Below are 13,369 nucleotides of genomic sequence, written 5' to 3' on the forward strand. Positions count from 1 at the left end.
GGAAAATTCGCCGTTATCCTATACCAAAATGCGACACCTGGCGCAGTTGTGTGGTAATTTTTTTCACTCAATTTGTTAGTACGGCAACGATTGCGTCCCCTCATTCAGCATTACGTAAACGTTAAACTTGTTAAAATGGAAATGACATGTCCCAAATCGAAGCGGTGTTTTTTGACTGTGACGGCACGCTGGTCGACAGTGAAGTGATTTGCTCGCGCGCCTATGTCACTATGTTCCGGCAGTTCGGCATTACGCTTGAGCTCACGGAAGTATTCAGACGCTTTAAAGGCGTAAAGCTCTACGAAATTATCGATACCATCAGTAAAGAGCATGGCGTTGCGCTGGCAAAGGCGGAGCTGGAACCCGTGTATCGCGCCAAGGTTGCGCGCCTGTTCGATACCGAACTGGAAGCGATCGCGGGCGCAAATACCCTGCTGGAGAGCATTAAGACGCCCATGTGCGTGGTATCCAACGGGCCGGTCAGTAAGATGCAGCATTCGCTGGGTAAACTGGGCATGTTGCATCATTTTCCTGATTTGCTGTTTAGCGGTTACGATATTCAACGCTGGAAGCCCGATCCGGCGCTGATGCTCCATGCGGCGAACGCCATGAAGGTCAATGTTGAGAAGTGTATTCTGGTGGATGATTCCAGCGCAGGCGCGCAGTCAGGAATTGCAGCGGGAATGGAAGTGTTTTATTTCTGCGCCGATCCGCATAACAAGCCGATCGATCACCCTAACGTGACGACGTTTACCGATTTGGCGCAGTTGCCGGGATTGTGGAAAGCGCGCAGGTGGGAGATTACGCGTTAACTGAAATGCCGGATGGCGCTGACGCTTATCCGGCCTACAGCATCTGTACCTGTAGGCCCGGTAAGCGCAGCGCCACCGGGCAAAAGAATGAGATTTACTCTTTCGGATCTTTCCCCGCCAGCAGCTTATCCAGCTCATCGCCGCCCACGTGACGGAAATCCTGCCCCTTCACGAAGTAGAAGATGTATTCGCAGATATTCTGGCAACGGTCACCGATACGCTCGATAGAGCGCGCGCAGAACAGCGCGGTCAGCACGCTGGGAATGGTGCGCGAGTCTTCCATCATGTAGGTCATCAGCTGACGCACGATTCCTTCGTACTCCTGGTCAACTTTCTTGTCTTCACGGTAGATACGCACCGCTTCGTCGAGATCCATGCGCGCGAACGCATCCAGCACGTCGTGCAGCATCTGCACGGTGTGGCGGCCCAGTGACTCCAGACTCACCAACAGCGGCTGGTGCTGCTGGGAGAATTTCTCCAGCGCGGTACGGCAGATTTTATCCGCCACGTCGCCAATGCGCTCCAGTTCGGCGATGGTTTTGATAATCGCCATTACCAGACGCAGATCGCTCGCCGTCGGCTGGCGCTTGGCGATAATACGCACACAGGCTTCATCGATGGCGACTTCCATCATATTAACCTGATGATCGCCTTCTACCACGCGCTTCGCCAGCTCGCTGTCCTGGTTGTGCATGGCGGTGATAGCGTCAGAAAGCTGCTGCTCCACCATGCCGCCCATGGTCATTACCTGAGTGCGGATGCTTTCCAGTTCGGCATTGAACTGGCCGGAAATATGTTTATTAAGGTTCAGACTGTCCATTACGCACTCCTGAATTAACCGTAACGACCGGTGATATAGTCTTCTGTTTGTTTCTTCGCGGGCTTGGTGAACAGATCGTCCGTGTTGCTGAACTCAATCAACTCGCCCAGGTACATAAACGCCGTATGATCGGAACAACGTGCCGCCTGCTGCATGTTGTGGGTCACGATCACCACGGTGTAATCCTGTTTCAGCTCGGTGATCAGCTCTTCAATACGCCCGGTAGAGATCGGGTCCAGAGCTGAACATGGCTCATCCAGCAGCAACACTTCCGGGCGAATGGCGATACCGCGCGCAATGCACAGACGCTGCTGCTGACCACCGGAGAGAGAGTACCCGCTCTGGTGCAATTTATCTTTGGTTTCGTTCCATAATGCGGCTTTGGTCAACGCCCACTGCACGCGCTCGTCCATATCGGCACGAGACAGCTTCTCAAACAGACGCACGCCAAAGGCGATATTGTCATAGATGGACATCGGGAACGGCGTCGGCTTCTGGAATACCATCCCCACTTTTGCGCGCAGCAGCGCGATATCCTGGGTGTTGGTGAGAATATTGTCGCCATCCAGCAGAATTTCACCTTCCGCGCGCTGCTCCGGATAAAGCGAATACATTTTATTGAAGGTACGCAGTAGCGTTGATTTACCGCAGCCGGATGGCCCGATAAATGCCGTTACCTGATTCTTCGCGATATCCAGATTAATGTTCTTCAGGGCATGGAATTTGCCGTAGTAGAAGTTCAAATCACGAACCTGAATCTTACTCGGGGCAGTTTCAACCATACTCATTTCACTCTTTTCCTCATCATGCCTGATGGCGCTTCGCTTATCAGGCCTACATATATGTCAACCGTAGGCCGGATAAGGCGTTTACGCCGCCATCCGGCAAGGTATTAAACTTAACCGTGTTTCTTCTTGGCGAAAATCACGCGCGCCAGAATATTCAGCAGCAGTACGCACAGGGTAATAATCAGCACGCCCGCCCAGGCTAATTGTTGCCATTCGGCAAACGGGCTCATCGCGAATTTAAAGATGGTCACCGGCAGGTTGGCGATCGGCTGCATCATGTCGGTGCTCCAGAACTGGTTCGAGAGCGCGGTAAACAACAATGGCGCCGTTTCCCCGGCGATACGGGCAATGGCCAGCAGAATACCGGTCATAATGCCGGAGATAGAGGCTTTCAGCGTAATCGCGGAGATCATCTTCCACTTCGGCGTACCCAGCGCATAAGCGGCTTCACGCAGGCTATCCGGCACCAGCTTGAGCATGTTTTCAGTGGTACGGATAACGATCGGTACCTGCAACAGCGCCAGCGCAATCACCCCTGCCCAACCGGAGAAGTGCTGCATCTGCGCCACCACGATGGTGTAAACAAACAGCCCCACAACAATTGACGGCGCGGAAAGCAGAATGTCGTTAATAAAACGAATGATTTCCGCCAGCCAGGATTTACGGCCATATTCCGCCAGATAGATCCCGGCCATAATCCCCAGCGGGGTACCCAATACGGTAGCCCAGAGAATCAATAATCCACTCCCTGCCAGGGCGTTCGCCAGCCCGCCGCCCGCGGTGTTCGGCGGCGGTGTCATTTCGGTAAACAGCGCCAGCGACATACCATCAATGCCGCGCGTGATGGTGGACATCAAAATCCAGATCAGCCAGAACAGGCCAAATGCCATCGTCGCCATTGAGAGCGTTAGTGCGATACGGTTCTTCATGCGGCGACGCGCCTGCATCTTGCGACGGGATTCCGCGAGCTGCGCGGTGTTCTGCATATCAAGCGTAGCCATTAACGTGCTCCCTCGTTCTTCGCCAGACGCATAATCATGAACTTAGACGCCGCCAGGACGATAAAGGTGATCACAAACAGAATCAGCCCCAGTTCCATCAACGCTGCCACGTGCAGACCCGATTCCGCCTCAGCGAATTCGTTCGCCAGCGCGGAAGTGATGCTGTTGCCCGGCATATACAGCGACGCGCTGTCGAGCTGGTAGGTGTTGCCGATGATAAAAGTGACCGCCATCGTTTCACCCAGAGCACGGCCCAGCCCCAGCATAATGCCGCCGATCACGCCATTTTTGGTGAACGGTAGCACGATGCGCCAGATAACTTCCCAGGTAGTGCAGCCGATACCGTAAGCGGACTCTTTCATCATTACCGGCGTTTGCTCGAAGACGTCGCGCATAACCGCCGCAATGTAGGGGATGATCATGATGGCGAGGATGACGCCCGCCGCCAGAATGCCGATACCAAACGCCGGGCCGGAGAACAGCGCGCCGACAAACGGAATGTTGGAAAGAATATTGCCGACCGGCTCCTGGAAGTACGTCGCAAACAGCGGCGCGAAGATAAACAGCCCCCACATGCCGTACACGATACTGGGGATCGCCGCCAGCAGCTCAATGGCGATGCCGAGCGGACGTTTTAGCCAGCCTGGCGCCAGCTCGGTTAAAAACAGGGCAATGCCGAAACTGACCGGAACGGCGATCAGCAGGGCGATAAAGGAGGTCACCAGCGTGCCGTAAATGGGCACCAGCGCGCCGTAGATATCGTTTGGCGCGTCCCACTCCTTAGTCCAAAGAAATGAGAAACCAAATTTCTGGATACTTGGCCAGGAGGAGATGATCAATGAGACGATAATACCGCCCAACATCAATAGCACAATCAGCGCAGCCAGTTTTACCAGCGCGCTGAAAATCATGTCGCCTTTTTTACCCGGCGGGTTAAAAGCAGGCTTGGTTGCAGCCATAAATTACTCTTTCCATTAAACGCGTTTTACGACGTTGCCCCTGCCGGATGGCGCTACGCTTATCCGGCCTACAACGTGGGCCTACGGTCGAAACCGTAGGGCGGATAAGCGTAGCGCCATCCGCCAATTCGTTAATTAATACAGCGCCTTACCGTTGCTGTCTTTTATACTGGTCTTCCAGGCGGTACGAACCTGCTCAACAACGTTATCCGGCAGGCTGGCGTAGTCCAGATCATTCGCCTGCTTAGCGCCATTTTTGTAGGCCCAGTCGAAGAACTTCAACACTTCAGCACCCTGCTCAGGTTTCTTCTGCGCTTTGTGGACCAGGATAAAGGTGGTGGAGGTGATTGGCCACACATCGTCACCTTTCTGGTTGGTCAGATCCTGCGCGAAGGTTTTGCTCCAGTCTGCGCCTTTCGCCGCATTAGAGAAGCTCTCTTCCGTCGGGCTTACCGGTTTGCCGTCGGCAGAAACCAGTTTGGTGTAGGCCAGGTTGTTCTGCTTGGCATACGCATACTCAACGTAGCCAATAGCGCCTGGCAGACGCTGTACAAATGCCGCGATGCCGTCGTTACCTTTACCGCCCAGGCCGGTTGGCCAGTTCACGGTAGAACCCGCGCCCACTTTCGATTTCCACTCGTCGTTGACTTTCGCCAGGTAACTGGTGAACACGAAGGAGGTACCGGAACCGTCAGCGCGACGCACCACAGCGATGTTCTGAGAAGGCAGCTTCACGCCTGGGTTCAATTTGGTGATGGCTTCATCATCCCACTTCTTGATTTTACCGAGGTAGATGTCACCCAGCGTTTTACCATCCAGCACCAGTTCGCCGGATTTGAGGCCTGGAATATTCACCGCCAGCACCACGCCGCCGATCACAGTCGGAAACTGGAACAGGCCTTCCTGATTCAGTTTTTCGTCAGACAGCGGCGCATCGGAAGCGCCAAAATCAACGGTATTCGCGGTGATTTGTTTCACGCCGCCGGAAGAGCCTATCCCCTGGTAATTAACTTTGTTACCGGTTTCTTTCTGGTAGGTATCCGCCCATTTGGCATACACCGGCGCAGGAAACGTTGCACCGGCACCTGTCAGGCTTGCTGCTGCAAAGGCAGAGAACGCGCTCATCGATAAGGTCGCGGCGACAACAGTTGCGACAGTGGTACGCATAACTTTCATAATGTCTCCTGCACGGTTTCGGTAAATCATTGTTTGAGTTGCTACGATGAGCAAAATAGGACAAATTGATGACAGTTATATGTCTTGATTATGACGGTTTGATGACAATGGAAATAAAAAAGCTGGCCCGGGGAGACACCAGACCAGCCTGCAGGGGGAGATGAATTAGACTGTTTGCGCAACCGCAGACGGTTTCAACAGCGCGTACATCAGGCCGCAGGCAATAGTGCCCAGGGCAATAGAGAGCAGATATTGCATCACATGTTCTACCGCATGTGGGATCGCCAGGACAAAGAGGCCGCCGTGTGGCGCCATCAGTGTACAACCGAAATACATGGATAGTCCCCCGGCGATTGCGCCACCGACCATCGTGGAAGGGATGACGCGCATCGGGTCACGCGCGGCGAAGGGAATCGCCCCTTCAGAGATAAAGCACAGCCCCAGGATAAAGGATGCGTTACCCGCTTCATGCTCAGCGGCATTGAATTTCGCTCTGGCCGCCCAGGTTGCGACGCCCATTCCTAATGCCGGTACCATCCCTGCCGCCATAATGGCCGCCATTGGCATATAAGAATGAGAAGCCAGTAAACCGACGCCGAAGGTATACGCAGCTTTATTCACCGGCCCGCCAAGGTCAAAACCTTGCATTGCGCCCAGCAACATTCCCAGCAAGATAGCATTCGTAGAGGTCATATTCCCCAGGAACGTCGTCAACCCTTCCATCACCGCAGAAACGGGGCCACCCACCACGTAAATCATGATTAGGCCGGTAATCAGCGTAGACAGTAGCGGCAGAACCAGCACAGGTTTAAGCGCTTCCATCGACGCCGGCAGCTTAATATTTTGCGCCAGAAACCGTACGCTGTAACCGGCCAGAAAACCGGCCACAATCCCACCCAGGAAACCAGCGCCGCACAGGCTGGCCAACATCCCGCCAATAAGCCCCGGGGCCAGACCCGGACGATCGGCAATTGAGAAGGCAATAAACCCAGCCAGTACCGGCACCATCAGCGCAAAGGCCGCCTTACCGCCGATTTGAAATAACGCAGCCGCCAGCGTGCCCGGCTCATTGAAGGCCTGGATACCGAAGACAAAAGAGAGCGCGATACACAACCCTCCCGCCACCACCAAAGGAAGCATATGGGATACGCCGGTCATTAAATGCTTATAAACGCCGGGTAGCTCTGTTTTACCAGCTGAAGAAGAGCGCCCGGCACTCCCCTGATAGACCTCGGCGCTATTGAAAGCATTATCCATTTCCTGCGCACTCTTTTTTAGCGCCGCGCCGGTACTGGTGCGATAGAGTCTTTTGCCAACAAAGCCTGACATATCCAGTTCAATATCCGCCGCGATAATCACCACATCCGCTTGCGCTATCTCTTCCGCAGTCAGCGTGTTCTTCGCCCCGACGGAACCGCGGGTTTCAACCTTGATCCAGTCACAACGCTTGCGGGCTTCAATTTCCAACGCTTCTGCCGCCATAAAGGTATGGGCGACGCCCGTCGGACAGGCCGTCACAGCAACAATTTTTTTAGTCATAGTAGGGTACCCTGTTCTTTTAATTTAAAGAAAAAGCGGGAAAAAATGTTACAGACGTGACCAGGCCGCGGCTTTCTGGAACAGTGCGTCATCCGGGCGAATCCCGGTATAAAGGACAAATTGCTCCACGGCCTGAATAGCAAACACTTCGGAACCGGTAATCACGGTTTTACCGCATTCACGGGCGTAGCGGATTAGCGGCGTGACGGGCGGTAGCGCCACCACATCAAAGATAACGCTCGCCTTATCCACTTCTTGTTCGGAATAAGAGAGTTTGTCGGCATCATTACCGCCAGCCATTCCGATAGGCGTGGCGTTAATTAACAAATCGGCTTCAATACCGTCGGTATCCGGGCGCCATTCATAGCCATAGAGTTCGGCCAGTTGTTTACCTGACGCTTCATCAATCGCGACAATATAACCACGGGTAAACCCCGCATCCTTCAGCGCGCAGGCCACCGCCTTTGCCATACCACCGCTGCCACGCAAAGCAAACACCAGGTCGGGAGAGACCTTGTAATTCGCCAGCAAGCGAGCTATTGCAATGTAATCGGTGTTGTACGCCTTCAGATGGCCATTGGTATTCACAATGGTATTAACTGAGTGAATGGCCTGAGCGGAAGCATCCAGTTCATCCACCAGCGGAATGCAGGCTTCTTTAAATGGCATAGAGATCGCGCACCCACGGATCCCCAGACCGCGCACGCCGCTAATGGCCTGCGTAAGATCGGTCGGCGAAAAGGCTTTGTAGAGATAATTGAGATCCAGCGCTTCGTACAGATAGTTGTGAAAGCGTGTACCGAAGTTACTTGGGCGTGCCGCCAGGGACATGCAGACCTGAGTGTCTTTATTAATGCGCTTTGTCATGATGAATCCTCATAGAAGTTGCGATAGAGAAAATCATCGGCTAAAAAGGGGATATTAAAAATTGCTCATTCCCGTTCGGAAAATTTCACCTTTTATGACAACCCGGCACACTGAACAAAAATACTTAAAGCTACTCCAGCGCTATGGCGACAAGCCCGTTAGCGTGACGCTACAGGAGCTGGCGGATGTGTTGTTCTGCACCCGGCGGCATATGCGTAATCTGTTGCTTCAGATGCAGGAGGCAAAGTGGCTCATCTGGAAATCACAGGCCGGACGTGGGCATCGCGCCCGGCTTCACCTGCGCTATAAACCAGAACAGCTGTTAAGCGAAAAGGCGGAGCAGTTACTGGAGTCTGGTCATGTTGATCAGGCCATTCAGCTGCTGGGTAAAAATAAGCACCAGGTGGCGCAACTGCTGCGTTCAAAGCTGGGCTATAGCGTGCGGGCAGACTATCAGCGGCTGTGCATCCCCTATTACCGGACAATGCCGTCGCTGTGCCCCGGCACGCCGCTGCGTCGATCTGAACAGCATCTGGTCAGGCAGATTTTTAGCGGCCTGACGCGCATAAATGAGGAAAAAGGTGAAGTCGAAGCCGATCTTGCCCACCACTGGCGGCAGATTGATCCACTGCGCTGGCGTTTTTATCTGCGCCCCGCCGTCCTCTGGCATGATGGTCAGGAGCTGACGATCGACGCGGTTATCGCTTCACTGACCCGCAGCGCTAAGCTGCCGTTGTTCTCGCACTTGCAGACCATTCAGGCCACCGGGCCGCTGAGCCTTGAAATTACGCTGGCGCACCCGGATAACCGACTGCCGCTGCTGCTCAGCCATATTGATGCCATGATCCTACCGCCTGACCATACACAACGCGCTGATTTCCCGGCACACCCTGTGGGGACTGGCCCTTATGAGGTGGTGGAAAACAATGGCTTTCATCTGCAAATGAAGGCCTTTGACCACTATTTCGGTCTGCGCGGGCTGCTGGATGAAGTGGAGGTCTTTATCTGGCCGAATTTAACGGAGACAGACAACCTGGCGGAATCGCTGTCGGATAACGACACGGCAGCCTGGCTCAGCTCCAGCCTGAGCGATGAGGATTACGTTTCCGGACGGCTTAGCCAGGTAGCGGGCAAACCTTCTGACAACCTGCGCGAGATGTTTCTTGAGCGTGGAGGATATTTTTTATTATGCGACAGCCGCTCCCCGCACTGGCATACCGCCGAACATCGCCGCTGGCTGCGGGAAACACTCAGCCCTTACGCCTTACTCCAGCATCTGAGTGAGGCAATTCGCCCCTTCTGGGTACCGGGCGGCAGCCTACTGTCCTCCTGGTTTCATACTATTGAGGCGGGCCCAGCCTGTTCACCTTTTATCTCGTCGTCGCCCTACGCAAAACTGCGTCTGGCCTATCACGATCAGCACCCTGAATTTCCGATGCTCCTGGATATCATGCAAGAGATCATGCGCCAGCAGGGCATTTTACTTGAGGGCGTGGAGCTGAATTATGATGACTGGGCGAATGGCAAAGCCAATGTGGATCTCTGGCTGGGGACGGTCAATTTCCCCATTCCCGAAGAGTGGAACGTCGGTACATGGCTGCTGGGCTCCCCTTTACTGCGCCACGCCATCAGCGGTGGGGATGATGCGCTGCTGGCCCAATGGGAAACCCAGTGGCATGCCGAAACAATCAGCGCGGAACAACTGGTCAGGGAAACCACCCGTTCAGGCTGGCTACAACCGCTTTTTCACCACTGGATGCGACTCAAAGGCCCCGACCGGGCCAGGGGGATCCACCTGAATAACCTGGGGTGGTTTGATTTCCGATCCACCTGGATTGAGCCAGGGCCTTAAAGAAGAGAATGTGACCGGGTGCCCGTAGCGCAGGCAGGCGTAGCACCTCTTAGTCGCTCTTCAGCCACCATAGAGAAAGAACAGCGCCTGTCACGGCGCACAAAAAAAGGCCGTCTATCGACGGCCTTCTGCCTGGTACTACATTTGTACTTACTCTACGGTAACCGATTTCGCCAGGTTACGCGGCTGGTCAACGTCGGTGCCTTTAATCAGCGCCACGTGATACGCCAGCAGTTGCAGCGGAACGGTGTAGAAGATAGGCGCAATGACCTCTTCCACATGCGGCATCTCAATGATGTGCATGTTGTCGCTGCTGACGAAACCCGCATCCTGGTCGGCGAAGACGTACAACTGACCGCCACGAGCGCGAACTTCTTCGATGTTGGATTTCAGTTTCTCCAGCAGTTCGTTGTTCGGCGCCACCACAATCACCGGCATATCGGCGTCAATCAGCGCCAACGGCCCGTGTTTCAGCTCGCCTGCAGCATAGGCTTCCGCGTGAATGTAAGAGATCTCTTTCAGCTTCAGCGCGCCTTCGAGCGCAATCGGATATTGATCGCCACGCCCCAGGAACAGCGCATGGTGTTTGTCAGAGAAATCTTCCGCCAGGGCTTCGATACGTTTGTCCTGCGACAGCATCTGCTCAATACGGCTCGGCAGCGCCTGTAGGCCATGAACGATATCATGCTCAATGGACGCATCCAGACCTTTCAGACGCGCCAGTTTCGCCACCAGCATCAACAGCACGGTTAACTGGGTGGTGAAGGCTTTGGTAGATGCTACGCCAATTTCCGTACCCGCGTTGGTCATCAGCGCCAGATCGGATTCACGCACCAGCGAAGATCCCGGCACGTTACAAATGGCCAGAGAGCCCAAATATCCCAGCTCTTTCGACAGACGCAGGCCAGCCAGGGTATCTGCCGTTTCGCCAGACTGTGACAGGGTAATCATCAGGCTGTTACGACGCACGGCAGATTTGCGATAGCGGAATTCAGAGGCGATTTCAACGTCGCACGGAATACCTGCCAGCGATTCAAACCAGTAACGGGAAACCATACCGGAGTTGTAAGACGTACCGCAGGCGAGGATCTGAATATGCTCAACCTTTGACAGCAGTTCGTCGGCGTTCGGTCCCAGCTCGCTTAAATCCACCTGACCGTGGCTGATGCGCCCGGTAAGGGTGTTTTTGATCGCGTTCGGCTGTTCGTAGATTTCTTTCTGCATGTAGTGGCGGTAAATACCTTTATCGCCCGCGTCATATTGCAGATTAGATTCGATATCCTGACGTTTTACTTCCGCGCCGGTGTTATCGAAGATATTTACCGAACGGCGAGTGATTTCAGCGATATCGCCCTCTTCAAGGAAGATAAAGCGACGAGTCACTGGCAACAGCGCCAGCTGGTCAGAAGCGATAAAGTTTTCGCCCATACCCAGGCCAATCACCAGCGGGCTGCCAGAACGTGCCGCCAGTAGGGTATCCGGGTGACGGGTATCCATGATCACTGTACCGTACGCACCACGCAGTTGCGGGATAGCACGTAGAACAGCCTCACGCAGAGTACCTCCCTGTTTCAGTTCCCAGTTTACCAGGTGTGCAATCACTTCGGTGTCGGTTTCAGAAACGAAGGTATAGCCACGCGCTTTTAATGCTTCACGCAGCGGTTCATGGTTTTCGATGATGCCGTTATGCACCACCACAATGTGTTCAGAAACATGCGGATGCGCGTTAGCTTCTGAAGGTTCACCGTGCGTCGCCCAACGCGTGTGAGCAATACCGGTGCCGCCATGCAGAGGATGTTCTTCCGCTGCCTGAGCCAGCATCTGGACTTTACCGAGGCGACGCAGACGGGTCATATGACCTTCTGCATCAACCACGGCCAGACCGGCAGAGTCATATCCGCGGTATTCCAGACGACGTAAACCTTCGAGAAGGATTTCAGCTACATCACGCTGCGCGATAGCGCCAACAATTCCACACATAGTTTTATTTCCTGATTATGGCATTACGCCATGCGTTGTCGCTGACCTGTATGCCCGTCGTTGCGGGCGCCCCGAGCCTTGTAGAGAGTGGGGTTATTTTTATAAGTACTGCTCATGGAGCGGAGGATTATTTTATCCTCTCATCTCCGGTCTGCCGGATGGCACTGACGCTTATCCGGCTTACAAAATCACTTTTTCTTCACCGGACGCTGCCAGCCTTGCTTATGTACCTGCGGCACGCGGCTTAATACCAGTTCATTGTCGGCTACATTACGAGTGACGGTAGTCCCTGCGGCGATGGTAGCCCCTTTACCAACAGTAACCGGCGCCACCAGTTGGGTATCGGAGCCGACAAACACATCGTCGCCAATAACCGTTTTGAATTTGTTCGCGCCATCATAGTTACAGGTGATGGTCCCCGCGCCGATATTCACGTTGTCGCCAATTTCCGCATCGCCCAGATAGGTCAGATGACCGGCTTTAGAACCTTTACCCAGACGCGCTTTTTTCATTTCAACGAAATTGCCGACATGAGCGCCCGCTAACAGCTCCGCGCCGGGACGCAGGCGAGCAAACGGACCGATGGTGCAGGCCGCTTCCAGATGCGCATCTTCCACCACGCTGTATGGGCTAATTTCGCAGTCATCGCCAATAACGCTGTTTTTAATAATGCACCCCGCGCCGATCTTCACGCGGTGACCGAGCGTCACGTTACCTTCGATGATAACGTTAGCGTCAATTTCCACATCAAGCCCGTGAGCCAGATTACCGCGCAGATCAAAACGAGCCGGATCGCGCAACATAACGCCGGATAACAGCAGTTTCTCCGCCTGTTCGGCCTGATAAATACGCTCCAGACGAGAAAGCTGTAGACGGTTATTCACGCCGTCCGTTTCGCTGATGCGAGCCGGATGCACCGCGGCGATTTCCCGTCCTTCCTGATAAGCCAGCGCAATGATATCTGTGATGTAATATTCACCCTGCGCATTATTGTTAGTCAGCTTAGACAACCAGCGTTTCAGGTCCGCGCCGTTGGCGATCAGAATACCGGTATTAATTTCCTGGATCTGACGCTGTTCATCAGTGGCGTCTTTATGTTCAACGATGCCGGTCACTTTACCGTTTTCACGCGTAATACGGCCATAGCCGCTCGGATCGTCCAGCTTCACGGTTAATAACCCAATACCACCCTGCGGTTTGGCATCGCACAGGCGCTGTAAGGTTTCAACCGAAATCAGCGGCACGTCGCCGTAAAGCATTAAAATATCTTCATCGTCGCTAAAGAAGGGCGCGGCCTGCTGCATTGCGTGACCTGTTCCCAACTGTTCCGCCTGAAGCACCCAGTTCAGCTTGTCATCTTTCAGGGTCTTTTTTAACAACTCGCCACCATGGCCATAGACCAGATGAACCTGTGCGGCCCCTAATTTAGTTGCTGCATCAATGACATGCTGCACCATGGGTTTACCCGCCAGCGTGTGCAGCACTTTAGGAATATCGGAATACATGCGCGTGCCTTTACCTGCGGCAAGGATCACTACGCTCATAGCACTATTTAACATACGCGTCCTGACTGTA

The 13,369-nt window shown here is 54.1% G+C and carries 11 protein-coding genes; 2 read left to right on the plus strand and 9 right to left on the minus strand.

What is annotated here, in order from left to right; translation table 11 throughout:
* Nucleotides 1–146: 146 nt before the first annotated feature.
* A complete protein-coding gene (gene yieH / locus NA389_RS20835; protein WP_000078085.1) occupies nt 147–812 on the plus strand; it encodes a 6-phosphogluconate phosphatase in 666 nt (221 codons plus the stop codon).
* A 94-nt stretch (nt 813–906) separates the two neighbouring features.
* Here yieH and phoU read toward each other — a convergent pair whose 3' ends face one another.
* The 7 genes from phoU to NA389_RS20870 all read right to left on the minus strand — a co-directional run bounded on the left by phoU (nt 907) and on the right by NA389_RS20870 (nt 7,962).
* The gene (gene phoU / locus NA389_RS20840) at nt 907–1,632 is read right to left on the minus strand and encodes a phosphate signaling complex protein PhoU (protein ID WP_000377800.1); all 726 of its coding nucleotides are present in this window, start codon (nt 1,630–1,632) and stop codon (nt 907–909) included.
* 14 nt (nt 1,633–1,646) lie between these two features.
* On the minus strand, nt 1,647–2,420 hold the full coding sequence (gene pstB, locus NA389_RS20845; RefSeq protein ID WP_000063118.1) for a phosphate ABC transporter ATP-binding protein PstB: 774 nt from the start codon (nt 2,418–2,420) through the stop codon (nt 1,647–1,649).
* 110 nt (nt 2,421–2,530) lie between these two features.
* On the minus strand, nt 2,531–3,421 hold the full coding sequence (pstA, locus tag NA389_RS20850; protein WP_000212196.1) for a phosphate ABC transporter permease PstA: 891 nt from the start codon (nt 3,419–3,421) through the stop codon (nt 2,531–2,533).
* Nucleotides 3,421–4,380, minus strand: a complete 960-nt coding sequence (gene pstC, locus NA389_RS20855; protein WP_000741630.1) for a phosphate ABC transporter permease PstC — start codon at nt 4,378–4,380, stop codon at nt 3,421–3,423. Before pstC ends, pstA begins: the two co-directional genes overlap by 1 nt.
* A gap of 135 nt (nt 4,381–4,515) precedes the next feature.
* Complete coding sequence (gene pstS, locus NA389_RS20860; RefSeq protein WP_000867131.1) at nt 4,516–5,556, minus strand: phosphate ABC transporter substrate-binding protein PstS; 1,041 nt, start codon at nt 5,554–5,556, stop codon at nt 4,516–4,518.
* Nucleotides 5,557–5,721: 165 nt separating this feature from the next.
* Entirely contained in the window at nt 5,722–7,095 is a 1,374-nt protein-coding gene (locus NA389_RS20865; RefSeq protein ID WP_000162540.1) for a fructose-specific PTS transporter subunit EIIC, read from the minus strand.
* A 48-nt stretch (nt 7,096–7,143) separates the two neighbouring features.
* A complete protein-coding gene (locus NA389_RS20870; RefSeq protein WP_000166707.1) occupies nt 7,144–7,962 on the minus strand; it encodes a shikimate 5-dehydrogenase in 819 nt (272 codons plus the stop codon).
* A 94-nt stretch (nt 7,963–8,056) separates the two neighbouring features.
* On the opposite strand from NA389_RS20870, the gene NA389_RS20875 reads away from it, so the two are divergent.
* Complete coding sequence (locus tag NA389_RS20875; RefSeq protein ID WP_000213178.1) at nt 8,057–9,814, plus strand: SgrR family transcriptional regulator; 1,758 nt, start codon at nt 8,057–8,059, stop codon at nt 9,812–9,814.
* A gap of 150 nt (nt 9,815–9,964) precedes the next feature.
* Here NA389_RS20875 and glmS read toward each other — a convergent pair whose 3' ends face one another.
* Together glmS and glmU are read right to left on the minus strand one after the other, a co-directional pair.
* Entirely contained in the window at nt 9,965–11,794 is a 1,830-nt protein-coding gene (gene glmS, locus NA389_RS20880; RefSeq protein WP_000334059.1) for a glutamine--fructose-6-phosphate transaminase (isomerizing), read from the minus strand.
* A 188-nt stretch (nt 11,795–11,982) separates the two neighbouring features.
* A complete protein-coding gene (gene glmU, locus NA389_RS20885) occupies nt 11,983–13,353 on the minus strand; it encodes a bifunctional UDP-N-acetylglucosamine diphosphorylase/glucosamine-1-phosphate N-acetyltransferase GlmU (protein ID WP_000934839.1) in 1,371 nt (456 codons plus the stop codon).
* Nucleotides 13,354–13,369 lie beyond the last annotated feature (16 nt).

The organism is Salmonella sp. NW645 (assembly GCF_051703725.1).
GTDB lineage: Bacteria > Pseudomonadota > Gammaproteobacteria > Enterobacterales > Enterobacteriaceae > Salmonella > Salmonella enterica.

Bases quoted from the DNA above. Each gene is read 5' to 3' on its own strand.
- glmS (WP_000334059.1), bottom strand. From the start codon at position 11,794: ATGTGTGGAATTGTTGGCGCTATCGCGCAGCGTGATGTAGCTGAAATC.
- phoU (WP_000377800.1), bottom strand. From the start codon at position 1,632: ATGGACAGTCTGAACCTTAATAAACATATTTCCGGCCAGTTCAATGCC.
- pstC (WP_000741630.1), bottom strand. From the start codon at position 4,380: ATGGCTGCAACCAAGCCTGCTTTTAACCCGCCGGGTAAAAAAGGCGAC.
- pstA (WP_000212196.1), bottom strand. From the start codon at position 3,421: ATGGCTACGCTTGATATGCAGAACACCGCGCAGCTCGCGGAATCCCGT.
- yieH (WP_000078085.1), top strand. From the start codon at position 147: ATGTCCCAAATCGAAGCGGTGTTTTTTGACTGTGACGGCACGCTGGTC.
- pstS (WP_000867131.1), bottom strand. From the start codon at position 5,556: ATGAAAGTTATGCGTACCACTGTCGCAACTGTTGTCGCCGCGACCTTA.
- NA389_RS20875 (WP_000213178.1), top strand. From the start codon at position 8,057: ATGACAACCCGGCACACTGAACAAAAATACTTAAAGCTACTCCAGCGC.
- glmU (WP_000934839.1), bottom strand. From the start codon at position 13,353: ATGTTAAATAGTGCTATGAGCGTAGTGATCCTTGCCGCAGGTAAAGGC.
- pstB (WP_000063118.1), bottom strand. From the start codon at position 2,420: ATGAGTATGGTTGAAACTGCCCCGAGTAAGATTCAGGTTCGTGATTTG.
- NA389_RS20870 (WP_000166707.1), bottom strand. From the start codon at position 7,962: ATGACAAAGCGCATTAATAAAGACACTCAGGTCTGCATGTCCCTGGCG.
- NA389_RS20865 (WP_000162540.1), bottom strand. From the start codon at position 7,095: ATGACTAAAAAAATTGTTGCTGTGACGGCCTGTCCGACGGGCGTCGCC.